The 16,328-nt window shown below is 70.1% G+C and carries 14 protein-coding genes and 1 pseudogene; 4 read left to right on the top strand and 11 right to left on the bottom strand.

The genetic code is table 11. The features are described 5' to 3' along the window. Positions 1 to 80: 80 nt before the first annotated feature. A complete protein-coding gene (locus ABZ624_RS29440; RefSeq protein ID WP_360095400.1) occupies positions 81 to 278 on the bottom strand; it encodes a DUF397 domain-containing protein in 198 nt (65 codons plus the stop codon). Beyond that, positions 275 to 1,117 carry a helix-turn-helix transcriptional regulator gene (locus ABZ624_RS29435; protein ID WP_360095397.1) on the bottom strand — a complete coding sequence of 281 codons (843 nt, stop codon included), beginning with the start codon at positions 1,115 to 1,117 and terminating at the stop codon, positions 275 to 277. The genes ABZ624_RS29440 and ABZ624_RS29435 overlap by 4 nt, the downstream gene beginning before the upstream one ends. Before the next feature lie 137 nt (positions 1,118 to 1,254). Here ABZ624_RS29435 and ABZ624_RS29430 point away from each other — a divergent pair, with 137 nt between their 5' ends. Further along, on the top strand, positions 1,255 to 1,674 hold the full coding sequence (locus tag ABZ624_RS29430) for an ATP-binding protein (RefSeq protein ID WP_360095394.1): 420 nt from the start codon (positions 1,255 to 1,257) through the stop codon (positions 1,672 to 1,674). Between the two features lie 26 nt (positions 1,675 to 1,700). On the opposite strand, the gene ispG is transcribed toward ABZ624_RS29430, so the two are convergent. From ispG to dxr, 4 genes are all read right to left on the bottom strand, one after another. Then, positions 1,701 to 2,858 carry a flavodoxin-dependent (E)-4-hydroxy-3-methylbut-2-enyl-diphosphate synthase gene (gene ispG / locus ABZ624_RS29425; RefSeq protein WP_360095391.1) on the bottom strand — a complete coding sequence of 386 codons (1,158 nt, stop codon included), beginning with the start codon at positions 2,856 to 2,858 and terminating at the stop codon, positions 1,701 to 1,703. Between the two features lie 626 nt (positions 2,859 to 3,484). After that, entirely contained in the window at positions 3,485 to 3,613 is a 129-nt protein-coding gene (locus ABZ624_RS29420) for an ALF repeat-containing protein (protein ID WP_360095388.1), read from the bottom strand. A gap of 145 nt (positions 3,614 to 3,758) precedes the next feature. Further along, entirely contained in the window at positions 3,759 to 5,051 is a 1,293-nt protein-coding gene (locus ABZ624_RS29415) for a site-2 protease family protein (protein WP_360095528.1), read from the bottom strand. A gap of 8 nt (positions 5,052 to 5,059) precedes the next feature. Beyond that, positions 5,060 to 6,331: a 1-deoxy-D-xylulose-5-phosphate reductoisomerase gene (dxr, locus tag ABZ624_RS29410; RefSeq protein ID WP_360095385.1), complete on the bottom strand. Its 1,272-nt coding sequence runs from the start codon at positions 6,329 to 6,331 to the stop codon at positions 5,060 to 5,062. 177 nt (positions 6,332 to 6,508) lie between these two features. Between dxr and ABZ624_RS29405 the strand changes: the two genes are divergently transcribed. Both ABZ624_RS29405 and ABZ624_RS29400 read left to right on the top strand, forming a co-directional pair. Next, positions 6,509 to 6,967, top strand: a complete 459-nt coding sequence (locus ABZ624_RS29405; RefSeq protein ID WP_360095382.1) for a lamin tail domain-containing protein — start codon at positions 6,509 to 6,511, stop codon at positions 6,965 to 6,967. Positions 6,968 to 7,052: 85 nt separating this feature from the next. After that, a complete protein-coding gene (locus ABZ624_RS29400) occupies positions 7,053 to 7,526 on the top strand; it encodes a hypothetical protein (RefSeq protein ID WP_360095379.1) in 474 nt (157 codons plus the stop codon). Between the two features lie 34 nt (positions 7,527 to 7,560). Here the strand turns inward: ABZ624_RS29400 and ABZ624_RS29395 are convergent, their stop codons facing one another. Then, complete coding sequence (locus tag ABZ624_RS29395; RefSeq protein WP_360095376.1) at positions 7,561 to 9,498, bottom strand: acyl-CoA dehydrogenase family protein; 1,938 nt, start codon at positions 9,496 to 9,498, stop codon at positions 7,561 to 7,563. A gap of 194 nt (positions 9,499 to 9,692) precedes the next feature. Here ABZ624_RS29395 and ABZ624_RS29390 point away from each other — a divergent pair. Next, a pseudogene (locus ABZ624_RS29390) lies at positions 9,693 to 10,180 on the top strand (LacI family DNA-binding transcriptional regulator); the annotation flags it as partial. 209 nt (positions 10,181 to 10,389) lie between these two features. Here the strand turns inward: ABZ624_RS29390 and ABZ624_RS29385 are convergent. From ABZ624_RS29385 to ABZ624_RS29370, 4 genes are all read right to left on the bottom strand, one after another. After that, positions 10,390 to 11,286, bottom strand: a complete 897-nt coding sequence (locus ABZ624_RS29385) for an SMI1/KNR4 family protein (RefSeq protein ID WP_360095373.1) — start codon at positions 11,284 to 11,286, stop codon at positions 10,390 to 10,392. 103 nt (positions 11,287 to 11,389) lie between these two features. Beyond that, on the bottom strand, positions 11,390 to 12,760 hold the full coding sequence (locus tag ABZ624_RS29380; protein WP_360095370.1) for a S53 family peptidase: 1,371 nt from the start codon (positions 12,758 to 12,760) through the stop codon (positions 11,390 to 11,392). A gap of 232 nt (positions 12,761 to 12,992) precedes the next feature. Further along, positions 12,993 to 14,438 (bottom strand): aldehyde dehydrogenase family protein, encoded by a 1,446-nt coding sequence (locus tag ABZ624_RS29375; RefSeq protein ID WP_360095367.1) that lies wholly within the window; start codon positions 14,436 to 14,438, stop codon positions 12,993 to 12,995. Between the two features lie 195 nt (positions 14,439 to 14,633). Continuing rightward, complete coding sequence (locus ABZ624_RS29370; protein WP_360095364.1) at positions 14,634 to 16,313, bottom strand: PucR family transcriptional regulator; 1,680 nt, start codon at positions 16,311 to 16,313, stop codon at positions 14,634 to 14,636. Between the last annotated feature and the right edge of the window lie 15 nt (positions 16,314 to 16,328).

Here is a 16,328-nt window from a genome sequence, read left to right as displayed (position 1 = left end):
TCTGCACACCAGCCCGAAACCCTAGTGAGCAGGACGAGTTCGCAATCGGGAGCGGCACCAAAGGGACGGTAAAGTTCCGTTCAGGAGTGCGTAAGCCTGAGGAACGCCTCCCAGGCCGCGGGCGGTACCGCGAGGGTGGGGGCGGTGGTGGGGTTCTGCTTGGAGTCGCGTACGTGGATGCTGGTGGGGCTGGTGGCGACCTCTACGCATTCGCCGCCCGACCCTGTGCTGTAGCTGCTCTTGAACCACGCCAGCTCGGATGACTCTTCGACCTTCATGTCTCTCCCAGCAACTTCTCTACGAGGGCCAGTGATTCGCTCGGTGTCAGGGCCTGAGCGCGCAGGACGCCGTACTGCTGCTCCAGTTCCCTGACCGTCTCACGATCGGTGTAGAGGCGGCTGCTCTTGTAGGCCTCCACATAGGCGATCCTGCGCCCGTTCTTCGTTTCGATCAAGGTGAACGGGCCTTCAATTCCAGCGTGCGCCTCGCGAGCCGTCGGCATCACCTGGATTTCGACGTTACGGCGCTGCCCGTGGAGCAGGATTTGCTCCAACTGCCCACGCATCACCGCCTGTCCGCCCAGCGGTCGGCGCAGCAGGTGCTCCTCGATCACGAAGCTGATGGTCGGGAACACCGGTTGGGCAAAGATGTCCTGCCGGGCCAGACGGGCCGCGACCCGCTTTTGCACAGTCTCCTCGTCCAGGAGTGGACGCCACATCCTGCACACCGCAAACGCGTAGTCCTCCGTCTGGAGGAGACCCGGGATCGCCTTCGTAGCGAACACGTGCAGCTCGACGGCCTTCTTCTCCAGAGCCGCCGCATCCTGGAAGAACGCCGGATACTGCGCCTTCTCCATGTCCTCGATGAACTCAACCAGCATCCCGCGCGCGTTCAGCCCCTCGTCGGCCTGCATGATGAACTTCGCGTTCGGAATGCGCCTTCCCTGCTCGTACGAGGCGATGGTCGCCCCTGAGTACCCCGTACGGGAACCGAGTTCGGCACGTTCCATGCCCGCCTGTGTCCGCAGCCGCTTCAACAGCCGCCCGAAGAGGAGCGGGACAACCGAATCCGGCTCGACCTCCGGCGCTTCTTGCTCCGCCTGTACTTCCTCGCTCACGTACACCCCCAATGCCCTCGCGCCACCGTCGGTCACGGCGCGCCCGCGTACAGCGGCACCCCACGCTCGTACAACGCATGAACAGTCATGGTGCTGCCGCTGTTCAACGTTACTGAGCGTGCGGGAGCGTGAACGGTATGAAGTCAGAAATCTCCACCCACGAATTCGCCATGCGCTTCACCTCCACCCCGCGCGGCGCACGTCTCGCCCGGCGGCTCGTCTCGCACCGGCTGGACGAGTGGGGGCACCCCTACGACGGCCCCGTCAATGAAGCCGTCACGCTGATCGCCGCCGAGCTCGCCGCGAACGCCGTACGGCACGGGCACGTACCTGGTCGGGACTTCCGCCTCCAGCTCACCGAGTCGGCCGGCACCCTGCGCCTGGAGGTCTCCGACACCCGTACCGAGCGACTGCCCGAGGTGCGGGTTCCGCAGGATGAGTCCGGCCGCGGGCTGCTGCTGGTCGAGGCGCTCTCCGACAAGTGGGGTGTCACGACGCGACAGCCCGGCAAATCCGTCTGGGCGGAGGTACACGTGAGTCCCGCCACCGAGCGGTGACGGGACTCACACGACGGTCGGAGGGGTCAGCCGGACACCGACACCGACGGCTCGCCCGACTCCACGCCCTCGTCCTGCATCTGCTCGGCCAGCTTCATGGCCTCCTCGATGAGGGTCTCGACGATCTTGGACTCGGGGACCGTCTTGATGACCTCGCCCTTGACGAAGATCTGGCCCTTGCCGTTGCCGGAGGCGACGCCGAGGTCGGCCTCGCGGGCCTCGCCGGGACCGTTGACCACACAGCCCATGACAGCCACGCGGAGGGGTACGTCCATGCCCGTCAGGCCCGCCGTGACCTCCTCCGCCAGCTTGTAGACGTCGACCTGGGCCCGGCCGCAGGAGGGGCAGGAGACGATCTCCAGGCCGCGCTGGCGCAGGCCGAGCGACTGGAGGATCTGGAGGCCGACCTTGACCTCCTCGGCGGGGGGCGCGGACAGGGACACGCGGATCGTGTCGCCGATTCCCTGGGACAGCAGGGCACCGAAGGCGACCGCCGACTTGATCGTGCCCTGGAACGCCGGGCCGGCCTCCGTGACACCCAGGTGCAGCGGGTAGTCGCACTGCGCCGCCAGCTGCTTGTACGCCTCGATCATGATCACCGGGTCGTTGTGCTTCACCGAGATCTTGATGTCCCGGAAGTCGTGCTCCTCGAAGAGGGACGCCTCCCACAGGGCCGACTCGACCAGGGCCTCGGGGGTCGCCTTGCCGTACTTCTGGAGGAGGCGCCTGTCCAGGGAGCCCGCGTTGACGCCGATGCGGATCGGGGTGCCGTGGTCCTTGGCGGCCTTGGCGATCTCCTTGACCTTGTCGTCGAACTGCTTGATGTTGCCGGGGTTGACGCGGACCGCGGCGCAGCCGGCCTCGATGGCGGCGAAGACGTACTTGGGCTGGAAGTGGATGTCCGCGATGACCGGGATCTGGGACTTCTTGGCGATGGTCGCGAGGGCGTCGGCGTCGTCCTGGGTGGGGCAGGCCACACGGACGATCTGGCAGCCGGACGCGGTCAGCTCGGCGATCTGCTGGAGGGTGGCGCCGATGTCGGACGTACGGGTCGTGGTCATCGACTGGACCGAGACGGGGGCGTCTCCGCCGACCGCCACGCTTCCGACCTGGATCTGCCGGCTCTTCCGGCGCTCGGCGAGCTTGGTCGGAACGGACGGCATGCCAAGAGAAATCGCAGTCATCTGCTGTGCAACCCCAAGTCGTGGATCAAGGCCCGGTCCCGTCAGCAGCGGGCTCCGAGCTCCGAGATTACGGCACGGACGTGAACGGAGGCACGCGGCGTCCCAAGGGTCCACCCGATGGCGTCCCGTCGCACAGGGCCGGGCATGGTGTGGGGCCCGGAGGAGCAGGATCTCTGGTCGATCTCCATGCCCGGCCCGTGGCCGAACGCCACTGGGCGGGTTTCGGCGTCGATGCGGCACCACCCTACGGCCGGCCCGGGAGCCGGCCGACACCTACGGGGCGCACATCCGGATCGCTGTCGCGCCCTTGCCGGCGCCCTTCACCCTCACCTTCTCGGCGTAGGGCCGACGCCAGGAACGTGCCGGTCATCGGTGTCAGCCGGAGCACCAGGGTGTGGCAGGCGTCCGCGGTGATCGGCTGGTGCCGAAGGTGACCGCGGGTGGCCCGTGCCGAATCGAACATGCGGACTGATCGCACACGGTTCTGATGCGCCAGATCAGCTCCGTCATCTCCGGTTTCCGCGATGAGCTGCCCCGGCAGCGGCCACCCCGGGCTTTCCCGCACCGAGCCCGGCAGCAGCCCCGGTTTTGGATTGCTGGGCGACTGCGCCGTTCCTTAGGGCCTTTCAGGGCGCGATCCGGGCCGCGGACTTGACCTGAGGGCCGCCGCTGTCGATCAGCTGGGCCGCGCGGACCCGTTCATCCTGGGTACGGGCCTGGTACTGGCCTGTGGTGAGGAACGCCGAGACCTGCACAAAAATGAATGGTCGAACGAGACCTAAGCAGCGCCGCAGGCGGAAACAACGTGATCACAATGAGGGGCGGACATAGCCGCGCAGAAAGGACGCAGGGGCGGCCCGTGCGAGGCCGCCCCTGAGAAGCCGTCGATCTGCTGGAGTATCAGCTGATCTTGACGGGATTGACGATATCGGCCGCCAGGACGAGCAAGGTGAAGCAGACGAAGATCCCGGCCACCACATAAGCCACCGGCATCAGCTTCGCCACGTCGAACGGACCGGGGTCCGGGCGGCGCAGCACCCTGGCCAGGTTTCGCCGCAGGGCCTCCCACAGGGCGCCCGCGATGTGCCCGCCGTCGAGCGGGAGCAGCGGGAGCATGTTGAACAGGAAGAGGGAGAGGTTGAAGCCGGCGAGGAGCATGACGAACCCTGCGACCTGCTGGGAGGCAGGGATGTCGAGGGTGGCGATCTCGCCGGTGACCCGGGCCGCGCCGACGATGCCCATCGGGGAGTCCGGCTCGCGCGGGCCGTTGCCGAAGGTGGCGTCCCACAGGGCGGGGATCTTGCCGGGCAGGGCGGCGAGGGAGTCGACGGCGTCGCCGACCCGGTCGGTCATCCAGGTCACGGACTGGCCGAAGTCCTGGTGGACGACGCCGGTGGCGGCGCTGAAGCCGAGGAAGCCGGCCTCGACGTACTTGCCCTGGACGTACTGGCCGCTGGAGTCCTTCTTGGCGACCCTGTTCGTCGCGATCGTCGTGTGCAGGGTCAGCTCCTGGCCCTTGCGGTCGACGACGATCGCGACCTGCTTGCCGGCGCTGTCGCGGATGAGGTCCGAGAGCGTGTTCCAGTTCTTGGTCGGCACGCCGTCGAAGGAGACGATCCTGTCGTGCGGCTTCATGCCGGCCTGCGCCGCCGGGGACACCGGGTCGGACTTCTTGCAGGTGTCGCGGTGCTGGCTCTGGTCGATGGAGCACGGCGAGACCGAGGCCACGGTGGTGGTCTGCTGCTGGATGCCGAAGCCCATCAGGACCGTGAAGAACAGGCCGATCGCGAGGATCAGGTTCATGAACGGGCCCGCGAACATGACGATGACGCGCTTCCACGGCTTGCGCGTGTAGAACATGCGCGTCTCGTCGCCCGGCTGGAGCTCCTCGAAAGCCGCCGAGCGGGCGTCCTCGATCATGCCGCGCCACGGGGAGGTGGAGCGGGCGGAGACGCGGCCCTGGTCGTCGGGCGGGAACATACCGATCATGCGGATGTAACCGCCGAGCGGGATGCCCTTGATGCCGTACTCGGTCTCGCCCTTCTTCCGCGACCAGACGGTCGGGCCGAAGCCGACCATGTACTGCGGGACGCGGATGCCGAAGAGCTTGGCCGTGGACAGGTGCCCCAGCTCGTGCCACGCGATCGAGACCAGCAGGCCGACCACGAAGACCACTATGCCGAGGATGAACATCAAGGTCGTCATGCACGCGCCTCCGCGGTCGCCGTCGTGGCAGTCAGTTCACGGGCCCGGGCTCGTGCCCAGGTCTCCGCTTCGAGGACGTCCGACACCGTGAGTGAAGTTCCCGTGTCCGGGGTGCCGTGCTCCTCGACGACCCGGGTGACGGTTTCCATAATCCCGTTGAAGGGCAGCGCGCCGCTGCGGAAGGCCTCGACGCACTCCTCGTTGGCCGCATTGAACACCGCCGGGGCGGTCCCCGCGAGCCGCCCCACGTGCCGGGCGAGGTTCACCGAGGGGAAGGCCTCGTTGTCCAGCGGGAAGAAATCCCAGGTGGAGGCCGTGCTCCAGTCGAAGGCGGGCGCGGCGTCGGGGACGCGTTCGGGCCAGCCCAGCCCGATGGCGATGGGCCCCCGCATGTCGGGGGGCGTCGCCTGGGCGATCGTGGATCCGTCGGTGAACTCGACCATCGAGTGAACATACGACTGGGGATGCACGACCACCTCAATGCGGTCGAAGGGAATGTCGTAGAGGAGGTGCGCCTCGATGACCTCCAGGCCCTTGTTGACGAGGGTCGCGGAGTTGATCGTGATCACCGGGCCCATGGCCCAGGTGGGGTGGGCGAGGGCGTCCTCGACCGTGACGTTCGCCAGCTCGGCCTTCGTCCGGCCGCGGAAGGGGCCGCCGGAGGCCGTCACCACCAGCCTGCGGACGTCGGCCCGGGTGCCCGCCGCCAGCGCCTGGAAGAGGGCGGCGTGCTCGGAGTCGACCGGGATGATCTGGCCGGGCTTGGCGAGCGCCTTGACCAGCGGGCCGCCGACGATCAGCGACTCCTTGTTGGCGAGCGCGAGGGTGCGGCCGGCCTCCAGGGCGGCGAGGGTGGGGGCGAGGCCGATGGAGCCGGTGATGCCGTTCAGCACCGTGTGGCAGGGGGAGGCGGCGACCTGGGTGGCGGCGTCCGGTCCGGCGAGGATCTCGGGGAGCGGCTCGCCGGGGCCGTACTCGGCGGCGAGCGCCTCGCGCAGGGCGGGTACGACGTCCTCGCGGGCGACCGCGACGGTCCGCACCCGCAGCCGGTGCGCCTGCTCGGCGAGGAGGGCGACACGGCCGCCGTTCGCGGACAGGGCGGTGACCCGGAAGCGGTCGGGGTGGCGCAGCACGAGGTCGATGGCCTGGGTGCCGATGGATCCGGTGGAGCCGAGGATCACCACGTCCTTGGGGCCGTGGCCCGCGAGGGGGTCGTAGACGAGGTGCGGGTCGGCGAGGGGTGCCGGATGGGCGGGGCTGTCGGTCATCCCTCCATTGTGGCCGCAAGCGATGACGGTCAGGACAGGGCGTCCCCCGGGCGGGTGCGTGAACATGTTTCGTCACCGGGCGGAGTGATTTTCCCGTTGTGAAGTATCGGTGAAGATCATGTGATAACACTTCAGTCGCATCACTTTCGCGGACGACATCCTTGGGGGGATCTCTCCATGCGTACTGTGCGCCTTCGCGCCGCCCTGCCCGCCCTCGCCGGCGCGGCCCTGCTCACCGGCACCCTGCTCAGCACCCCGGCCCAGGCGGCCGGGGGCGTGCAGATCCACCACGTCTGGTTCGACAGTCCGGGCAGCGACAACCGCTCCAACGCCAGTCTGAACGCCGAGTGGGTACAGATCAGGAACACCGGAGGCACGGCCGTCTCGCTGGGGGGCTGGGTGCTGAAGGACGCCTCCGACCACCGGTACGTCTTCCCGAACGTCAAGATCGGCGCCGGGAAGTACATGAAGATCCACACCGGTCGCGGCTCGGACACCGCGTCGGACAAGTACCAGGGCCGCCGCGCCTACGTCTGGAACAACGACAAGGACACGGCCACCCTCACCCGGGCGAGCGGCTCCAAGGTCGACTCCTGCTCCTGGACCACGCGGGACCCGAGCGACAAGTACTGCTGAAATGGTGCGCGGCGGGCCCCGGGGGATGGCATCCTTCTCTGTCGGGGCCCAGTCAAGAAGGGCCAAAGGGGGAGGAGTCACCACCATGAACCGTATGCGCGCGACCGCGGCCGTCCTGGCCACCGCGGGAGTTCTGACCGCTGCTCAGCTCGGACTCGCCGGAGCGGCATCGGCCGCCACCCGGACGCCGGCCGGCACCGGTTGCCCGGTCAACATCGTCTACCCGAGCCGCTTCTACGTCGACTCGCACGGCTGGGTCACGAACGGGGGCCTGTACTTCGGCATCAAGAGCAAGACGGCCCAGAGCTTCAAGAGGGTCACGTTCAACGTCACGAACGTCAAGAACCTCCGCTTCGGCAAGGCCAAGCCGACCGGTGGCCGGATCACCCGCAACTCGTCGACGTCGGTGTCCGTCTACACGGGGACCTTCAAGGGCAAGGCCAGCCTGGGCTTCAGGGTGCCCTCGCACCTGCTCAACACGCGCTCCTACCAGCTGAAGTTCAGCCTGTACGGCTCGGGCTGGAACTGCGCCGTGAAGCAGGGCACCTGGGGAGTCTGACCCCAGGCGCACTGCCGGCCGGCACAGGAGCGGCTCAGTCGCCGTAGGGGCGACGCTCGCTCGGTCGTGTGGCGGCTCCGGGGGTCGCGTCAGCGATCCACGGGCCGTCATCCGACGGGTCGACGACCCCCTCCTCCAGCCACGTGTACGCACCGCCGAGCACGCCCTTGACCACACCGCGGTCGAGGGCGTCGGTGTTGGTCCACAGCCGGCCGAAGAGCTCCTCGACGCGGATGCGGGCCTGCCGGCAGAAGGCGTCGGCCAGTTGGTAGGCCTCGCGGCCGTGTTCGTCACGGCCACGCAGCAGTTCGGCGCGGACGCAGGCCGCGCTCATCGCGAACAGTTCGGCACCGATGTCCACGATCCGGCCGAGGAAGCCCTGCTTGGTCTCCATCCGGCCCTGCCAGCGGGACATGGCGTAGAAGGTGGAGCGGGCCAGTTTGCGGGCCGTGCGCTCGACGTAGCGCAGATGCCCGGACAGGTCGACGCCATGCCGGAACTCGCCGTAGGACGTGGGGAGCTGGCCGGGCCCGGCGACCAGCTTCGGCAGCCACTTGGCGTAGAAGACGCCCGCGTTCGCGCCCGCCTTGGCCTTCTCGGACAGGGACTTGTCGGGGTCGATGAGGTCGCCGGCGACCGCGAGGTGGGCGTCGACGGCCTCGCGGGCGATCAGCAGGTGCATGATCTCCGTCGAGCCCTCGAAGATGCGGTTGATGCGCAGGTCGCGCAGCATCTGCTCGGCCGGGACCGCCCGTTCGCCGCGCGCCCTGAGGGACTCGGCGGTCTCGTATCCGCGTCCACCGCGGATCTGGACCAGTTCGTCGGCCATCTTCCAGGCCATCTCGGAGCCGTAGAGCTTGGCGAGGGCGGCCTCGATGCGGATGTCGTTGCGGTCCTCGTCGGCCATCTGCGAGGACAGGTCGAGGACGGCCTCCAGGGCGAAGGTGGTGGCCGCGATGAAGCTGATCTTCGAGCCGACGGCCTCGTGCAGCGCCACCGGCTTGCCCCACTGCTCGCGCTCCGCCGACCATTCGCGGGCGATCTTCAGGCACCACTTGCCGGACCCGGCGCACATCGCGGGCAGCGAGAGCCGGCCGGTGTTGAGGGTGGTGAGCGCGATCTTCAGGCCCGCACCCTCCGGGCCGATCCGGTTGGCGGCCGGGACCCGCACCTGGTGGAAGCGGGTGACGCCGTTCTCGATGCCCCGCAGGCCCATGAAGGCGTTGCGGTTCTCGACGGTGACGCCCTCCGAGGTCGCCTCCACGACGAACGCGGTGATGCCGCCCTTGTGCCCCTCGGACTTCGGTACGCGCGCCATGACGACGAGCAGGTCGGCGACCACGCCGTTGGTGGTCCACAGCTTCACCCCGTCGAGGACGTAGTCGTCGCCGTCCGGTACGGCCGTGGTGGCGAGCCGCGCCGGGTCGGAGCCGACGTCCGGCTCGGTGAGCAGGAAGGCGGAGATGTCGGTGCGGGCGCAGCGGGGCAGGAAGGCGTCCTTCTGTTCCTGGGTGCCGAAGATCTTCAGCGGCTGCGGTACGCCGATCGACTGGTGGGCGGAGAGCAGCGCGCCGACGGCGGGGCTCGCGGAGCCGGCCAGGGCGAGGGCCTTGTTGTAGTAGAGCTGGGTGAGGCCGAGACCGCCGTACTCGGGGTCGATCTTCATGCCGAGGGCGCCGAGTTCCTTCAGGCCCGCCACGACCTCGTCGGGGATGCGGGCCTCGCGCTCGATACGGGCGGAGTCGATCGTGGACTCGCAGAACGCGCGCAGCTTGGCGAGGAACTCCTCGCCGCGCCGGACGCTCTCGGGGTCCGGGAGGGGGTGGGGGTGGATGAGGTCGAGCCGGAAGCGCCCGAGGAACAGTTCCTTGGCGAAGCTGGGCTTGTGCCAGTCCTGTTGCCGGGCGGCCTCCGCCACCTGACGGGCCTCGCGCTCGGTGACGGTGGTGCGTGGAGTGGTGGGGGCGGACATGAGGCTCACCTCGCCGCGAAGAGGGCTGATTGCGGACCGTTCGTTACCGACCAGTGCTACTGGATCGTTGGTACCCGAAACGGGCCGATGCCACCACCCCTCGGGCGTCCGAACGGCCGAAAGGTCTGCCGCAGCCAGGCTCTCGGGTGTGTACTGCTTCCCAGTGGCTCGTTCGGCATCTCGACCACGCGGAGATCAGGGAACTGGGCTACCGCCCCAACGCCGGCGCCCGCGCCCTGGCCGGCAAACGGTCGGACATCATCGCGCTGATGATCCCGCTGCGCACCGACATGTATGTGCCGGTGATGACGGAGATCGCCATCGAGGTGGCCACCACGGCCCGTACGACGGCTACGACGTCCTGCTGCTCACCGGAGAGGAGGGGCCGGACGCGGTGCACCGGGTGACCGGCAGCGGGCTCGCCGACGCGATGATCCTGATGGACGTCGAGCTCCAGGACGAGCGGCTGCCGCTGCTGCGGCAGACCGACCAGCCCTAGGTACTGATCGGCCTGCCCGCCGACGCAGCGGGTCCGACCTGCGTGGACCTGGACTGGAGCGCGACCGGCGCGCTGTGCGTGGAGCATCTGGCGGGCCTCGGTCACCGGGACATCGCTGTCATCGGCGAGGCCCCGGCCGTCTACGAACGGCACACCGGTTTCGCCGAGCGCACCCTCGATGGTGCGCGCGGCCCGCGCCGCGAACCCGCAGACGATGCTGGTGCTGACCTCGGCGTATCCCTACGCGGTGGACGCCGTCCGGCTTCCCGCCGTGCTGTGGACGGCGTGGACAGGACGCGGACCGCGGGCGACGCGGTGACGCCGGCGGGGAGCGGTACGGGGGAACTGGTCTACCGTTCCTGCGACTTCGGCACAGGGGTGACCGTCCTTGCCTAGTACCTCTGGAACCAGTGGGCGCGGAAGTGCCGGGCGGTCGAGAAGGGCTGCTGCGGGTCGGTGAGCAGGCGATGGACGTACTCCCCGGTCGACCCGTCGAACCGGTAGGCGGTGCCGTCGTCCTCGTACGCCAGGACGGGCCATGCGTCGGGGTCGGGGCCCTCGGTGAGCCAGTAAAACGAGTCGGCCTGCTCGCTGTCCGCCCACTTCAGCAGCCCGCCCGGAGCGGGGTACGGCCGGTGCGGCTCCCACAGCCGGTTGCCGTGCACCTCGGCCCAGCGGGCCAGCCACTCGCTGTGCTCGACGAGGTCGGCGTGCGGGTCGCCGGGCAGACGGAGCTGCAGCCAGCCGTCGAAGGCACCGCGCCCGAACAGCTCGACCAGCCGCTTGTAGTCGCCCGGCAGCGCGGTCCCCAGCCGGGCTTCGGCCGCCGCCCAGTCGACGGCATGCGGTCCGTCCGCCACCCATCCCGTGACGGCGACGACCCGGTCCACCCAGGAGGCGTCCTCCGGCAGCCCCGCCGCCGACGGTACGGCGCGCTCCGCGATGACGACGACGGGTCGTACGCCGTCGCCGGTGCGGGCGGTACCGCAGCCGGCCCACCGCCCGCCGACGGCCCACGCGCACATCTCGATCACGTCGTCGCCGAACGGAGCGAGCAGCGGCAGCCCGGTCCGCTCGGAGGCCGCCGGATCGACACGCCCGCCCGTGACCAGCGTGCGCGGCTCTCCGTACCAGCCGCTCAGCTCCTCGCGCAGCGCGGACGGACCGGTCCCGTCGGACACCGTCAGGCACACATGCCCCCTCGGGTGCCCGGCCTGCCCGCACTGCAACTCCTGCGTGTCCGACCAGACCACGGGGTGCAGAGCCGCGAGTACCTCATGTGCGTCCATGACGGGGCAGTGAAGCACATGCCACGGAGGGGAGGGAGTGCCGACGGCCCGGGTCGGGGACCCGGGCCGTCTTGGGGGCTTTCCCCCGGTGAGTGGCGGAGCGTCAGCTGTGGTCGGCTGCCTTCGCCAGGGCCGGTACGAAGCGGAGGGCGTCCAGGGTGCCCACGCCGGTGGCCATGTCGTAGCCGTTGACGGCCTTGTAACCCTTGACACCCTGGTAGGTGTTGTCGGTGCCGTCGTTGACGTCGACGATGCCCGGGTTCTTCTGCTTGAGAAGGGTGTACAGGGCCCCGTTGATGTCACCCACGCGGTGGCCGGCCGCCTGGTCGGCGAGGGCGACGATGCCCGAGAAGAGCGGGCTGGCCTCGCTGGTGCCACCGCTGACGTCCCAGCCGGTGGCCGTCGGGGCGTAGCTGGAGTAGACCCAGGCACCGCCGTTGACCGCGGCGGCCATCGAGATGTCCGGGGTGCCGCGGCGGGTGCCCACGACGTTCTTCACGCCGTTCTGGAAGGACGGGCGGGTGAAAACGTGGGACTGGCCGCCGCCGCCCGCGCCGTTGTCGTTGTAGACGCTGTCCGGCTTGACGCGCTCACCCTTGTCGTTCAGGTGGAGCTGGGTGCCGCCGATGGAGGTGACCAGCGGGTCCGACGAGGGCCAGGAGTTGACGCGCTTGTTGTAGTAGGTCTTGCCGTCCAGCTTCATGTCCGTGGCGCCGCCGTCACCGGAGGAGGCGAGGACGGTCACGTGCTTGCGCCGGGCGTCCTCGAAGGCGTACCGCAGCTTCTTGATGCTGGAGAAGTCGCCCTTGTCGAAGCCGGGGAAGGTGTTCTCGGTGGCGCCGAAGCTCTGGCTGATGACATCGCCGACACCCTGGTCGATCAGGTGCTTCTCGGCGGACATCATCTCGGGCAGACCGGTGGTCCCCTCGGTCTCCGAGACCGCCGTCTCCACCAGGACGATCTTGGCGCCGGGCGCGACGGCGTGGGCCATCTCGACGTCCAGCGTGGTCTCGCCGGCCCAGCCGGTCATGTCGGAGTTCTTGGGGTCGAACGCGGGGACGTGGCCCCACTTGACGACCTTGACCTTGGTGCTGGGCAGCCCGAACTGCTTGCTGTAGACGTCCAGGTCGTGCTGGACGGTCGGGGACCCGAAGGAGTCGACGATGACGATCGTGCGGCCCTTGCCGGTGATCCCCTTCTTGTACAGGGGGTTCAGGTGGTAAGCGGTGCGGTACTGCAGCGGGTTGTAGCAGTTGATGTGCCACTTGGCCTGGCACTGCTCGGTCGGAAGGGGGCTGGCCACGCCGTGGACCAGGTTGTGCCCCGCGATGGCCGGTGCCGCGAAGGTGTGCGGTACGGCGGCGGGCGCGGCGGTGGTGGCGCCGGCCTGGGAGGTGGCCGCCAGTGCGGCGGCGGCGAGTGCGACGGTGGCGGCGGACGCCGCGACGCCGCGCCCGGTACGGGCTATGTGCATGTAGGTCCCCTGAGAGATCCTGAGACGTCCCGAGTTGGGCGAACCAACTGGACGAAGTGGTCAGGCGCATCTCATCGGGAGAGTCATGGACAGAACAAGACTCTTGAACCGCCGATATCAAATCCTTTGCCAACAGGCAGAAAACGGGTTACCCCGGCTGGGCGCACATGCGAACGGCCGGAGCCCCCGCACAGTGGGCTCCGGCCGTTCTGTCCGACCTGTCCGTGGCAGGTCAGAGCGCGAGTCCGGTGAGAACCAGCACGCGCTCGTAGGTGTAGTCCTCCATCGCGAACCGCACGCCCTCGCGGCCGACGCCGGACTGCTTGGCGCCGCCGTACGGCATCTGGTCGGCGCGGTAGGACGGGACGTCGCCGATGACCACGCCGCCGACCTCAAGGGCGCGGTGGGCGCGGAAGGCGACCTGCAGGTCGTGGGTGAACACGCCTGCCTGAAGGCCGTACTTGGAGTCGTTGACCGCGGCGAACGCCTCGGCCTCGCCGTCCACCTTCTGCACGGTGAGGACAGGCCCGAAGACCTCCTCGCAGGCGAGGGTGGCGCCGGCCGGTACGTCGGTGAGGACGGTCGGCGCGTAGGAGGCGCCGTCGCGGTCGCCACCGGTGAGGAGCGTGGCACCGGCCTCGACGGCCTCCTTGACCCACGACTCGACGCGCTTGGCGGCGTCCTCGCTGACCAGCGGGCCGACGTCCGTCTTGGCGTCGGACGGGTCACCGGTGACCTGGGCCTCGACGGCGGCGACGATACGCGGCAGCAGACGGTCGTAGACGGAGGCGTCCGCGATGACCCGCTGCACGGAGATGCAGGACTGGCCGCCCTGGTAGTTGGAGAAGGTCGCGATACGGGTCGCGGCCCAGTCCAGGTCGGCGTCGGAGGCGAAGTCGCCGAGGACGACCGCGGCCCCGTTGCCGCCCAGCTCCAGCGTGCAGTGCTTGCGCGGCACCGAGTCCATGATCGCGTAGCCGACCTTCTCGGAACCGGTGAAGGAGATGACCGGCAGCCGCTCGTCCTGGACGAGGGCGGGCATCTTGTCGTTGGTGACCGGGAGGATCGACCAGGAGCCGGCGGGCAGGTCGGTCTCGGCGAGCAGGTCGCCGAGGATCAGGCCCGACAGCGGGGTGGCCGGGGCCGGCTTGAGGATGATCGGGGCACCGGCGGCGATCGCCGGGGCGACCTTGTGGGCGCACAGGTTCAGCGGGAAGTTGAACGGCGCGATGCCGAGCACGACACCCTTCGGGAAGCGGCGGGTGAGGGCGAGCCGGCCCTGGCCGCCGGCGTCGGTGTCCAGCCGCTGGGCCTCGCCGCCGTTGAACCGCCGGGCCTCCTCGGCGGCGAACCGGAACACGGAGACGGCGCGGCCGACTTCCCCGCGGGCCCACTTGATCGGCTTGCCGTTCTCGGCGGAGATCAGCTGGGCGATCTCCTCGGTGCGCTCGGCCAGCCGCTTGCTGACGTGGTCCAGGGCGGCGGCGCGCACGTGTGCCGGGGTGGCGGCGAACTCGTCCCGCACGGCGTACGCGGCGGCCACGGCCTCCTCGACCTGGGCGTCGGTCGGCACACTGACCTTGCCGACGAGCCGGCCGTCCCACGGGGAGGTGACGTCGAAGGTGTCCTCGCCGGTGACCTGGCGGCCGGCAAGCCAGAAGGCATGGGTGGAAGTCATGTCGTGAGTCCCGGCCCTTCCGCGTTGGGGGTGTTGTTTCGGTTCGCTGTCCACGGTAGGGCGGGGGCGGCCAGGGGTCGTTTGTCCGAGTCGTAGCAGTCGGGATGGGTGCTGCGCCGGAATGGCGGGGTCACCCGCAGTGCTCGGGCAGTGGGCGAGTGCCTGGCGGAGCACGCAGGGGCGTCCCCGGGGTGGTCACTCCGTCGACGTCGCCTTCAGGGCGAGCCACAGCTCCATCCGCACGTCGGGATCGTCCAGCGACCGTCCCAGGATCTCCTCGACCCGCCGCATCCGGTACCGCAGCGTGTGCCGGTGCACCCCCAGATCCGCCGCGGCGGCGTCCCACTGCCCGTGCCGCGACAGCCACGCCCGCAGGGAGGCAACCAGATCGCCCCGCCCCGTCGCGTCATGCTCGTGCAGCGCCCGCAGCAGCCCGTCGGCGAACGCCTTCACCGCGTCGTCGGCCAGCAACGGCAGTACCGACCCGGCGGCCAGCTGCTCGTGTTCCACCAGTACGCGCCCCCGCCGCCGGGCCACGGACAGCGCCTGCTCGGCTTGTTTGTAGGCCGCGGCGGCGGCGATCGGTCCGGCCGGCGCGGACAAGCCGACGACCAGCTCCTCCTCGTCACCCCCGGCCTGCTCGGGCGCGGCTCGCGCCGCCTCCAGCGCCGCCGCGTACTGCGTACAGGCGGCCACCGCCGCGCCCCCGTCGGCGGCGAGCACCACCAGCCGCTCCCCTTCGGGTACGACCAGTACGGCCTCCCCGGAGCGCGCGGCGGCGGACTCGACGGTCTCCGCCAGCCCGCCCAGCAGGTCCCCGCCGGTGCCGGCGGCGGCGAGAGCGGCGGCCGGGGACGCCTGCTTGGCGGCACCGGGCACACGCGCGTGGGCATGGGCATGGGCGTCCGCGTGCGCCCGTGCGGCCGAGCCGGACACCGACTCGGCGACGATCACCCGGAACGGCGCGTCGAGCAGCCCGCCGTACAGGTCCCCGGCGACGGCACGGGCGTGGTCGGGCTGACCGGCGAGCAGCATGCGCAGCACCGCCGTACCGATGCGCTGCTCGGCCGCGTGCAGGGAGCGGGAGCGTTCGGTGGTGAGGGTGAGCAGGGCGATGGCGGAGTGGACGGCGTACCGCTCGGCGGTGCCGAGGGCTGCGGCCGTGCCGACGGCCAGCGCGGCGCGCGGCCGCCGCCCCGTGCCCAGGGAGTGCAACTCGACCCGGTCCTCGTGATCGGGCCCGCCGACGACGGAGGAGGCCGGGGCGGGCCGCTCCCGCAGCCGCTCGACCTCGGCGGTCAGCCGGGCGGCCCGCCGGCCGGCCCACTCGGGCGCGGCGGCGACGACGGCGCCGGAGGCGTCGTACAGGGCCGCCCACCCGTCGACCTGGGCGGCGAGCGCACCGAGCAGCCCCTCGGGCCCGGAGTTCAGCGCCTGCTTGGTCAGCTCACGCTGCGCGGCGAAGCCGGCCGTGACGGCCCGGTACTGGTCGGCGGCGATGGCGGCGGACACGGCCTTGCTGATGGCGAGGAAGGGGGTGCGGCGGGGTACCTCCAGCAGCGGCAGCCCTTCCGCCTGCGCGGCCTCGACAAGCGCCTCGGGAATCTCTTCATAGTTCACCCCGACGGCGAACCCGAGCCCGACGACACCGGCGCCCACCAGGCGCTTCACATACCGCCGCATGGCCTCCGGGTTCTCCGCGTCCAACTTGAGCGCGGTGATCAGCAGCAGCTCGCCGCCCTCCATGTACGGCACGGGGTCGGCCAGCTCGCTGACGTGGGCCCAGCGGACGGGCACGTCGAGGCGGTCCTCGCCCGCGCGTACGGTCAGCTTGAGCGCGGAGTGGTGGACGAGCGAGGCGAGGGTCGGGGGCATGGGGCCTTCACGGTG

The organism is Streptomyces sp. NPDC007205 (genome assembly GCF_040634095.1).
In the GTDB taxonomy this organism is placed as follows: Bacteria; Actinomycetota; Actinomycetes; order Streptomycetales; family Streptomycetaceae; genus Streptomyces.
Note: the sequence above shows the minus strand (reverse complement) of the source record. Positions and strands in the feature narration are given on the sequence as shown.

Excerpts from the sequence above, each read along its gene's own strand:
- dxr (WP_360095385.1), bottom strand. The coding sequence starts at position 6,331 with ATGACCGACAGCCCCGCCCATCCGGCACCCCTCGCCGACCCGCACCTC.
- ABZ624_RS29395 (WP_360095376.1), bottom strand. The coding sequence starts at position 9,498 with ATGTCCGCCCCCACCACTCCACGCACCACCGTCACCGAGCGCGAGGCC.
- ABZ624_RS29440 (WP_360095400.1), bottom strand. The coding sequence starts at position 278 with ATGAAGGTCGAAGAGTCATCCGAGCTGGCGTGGTTCAAGAGCAGCTAC.
- ABZ624_RS29430 (WP_360095394.1), top strand. The coding sequence starts at position 1,255 with ATGAAGTCAGAAATCTCCACCCACGAATTCGCCATGCGCTTCACCTCC.
- ABZ624_RS29415 (WP_360095528.1), bottom strand. The coding sequence starts at position 5,051 with ATGTTCATCCTCGGCATAGTGGTCTTCGTGGTCGGCCTGCTGGTCTCG.
- ABZ624_RS29385 (WP_360095373.1), bottom strand. The coding sequence starts at position 11,286 with ATGGACGCACATGAGGTACTCGCGGCTCTGCACCCCGTGGTCTGGTCG.
- ABZ624_RS29400 (WP_360095379.1), top strand. The coding sequence starts at position 7,053 with ATGAACCGTATGCGCGCGACCGCGGCCGTCCTGGCCACCGCGGGAGTT.
- ABZ624_RS29375 (WP_360095367.1), bottom strand. The coding sequence starts at position 14,438 with ATGACTTCCACCCATGCCTTCTGGCTTGCCGGCCGCCAGGTCACCGGC.
- ABZ624_RS29405 (WP_360095382.1), top strand. The coding sequence starts at position 6,509 with ATGCGTACTGTGCGCCTTCGCGCCGCCCTGCCCGCCCTCGCCGGCGCG.
- ispG (WP_360095391.1), bottom strand. The coding sequence starts at position 2,858 with ATGACTGCGATTTCTCTTGGCATGCCGTCCGTTCCGACCAAGCTCGCC.
- ABZ624_RS29380 (WP_360095370.1), bottom strand. The coding sequence starts at position 12,760 with ATGCACATAGCCCGTACCGGGCGCGGCGTCGCGGCGTCCGCCGCCACC.
- ABZ624_RS29370 (WP_360095364.1), bottom strand. The coding sequence starts at position 16,313 with ATGCCCCCGACCCTCGCCTCGCTCGTCCACCACTCCGCGCTCAAGCTG.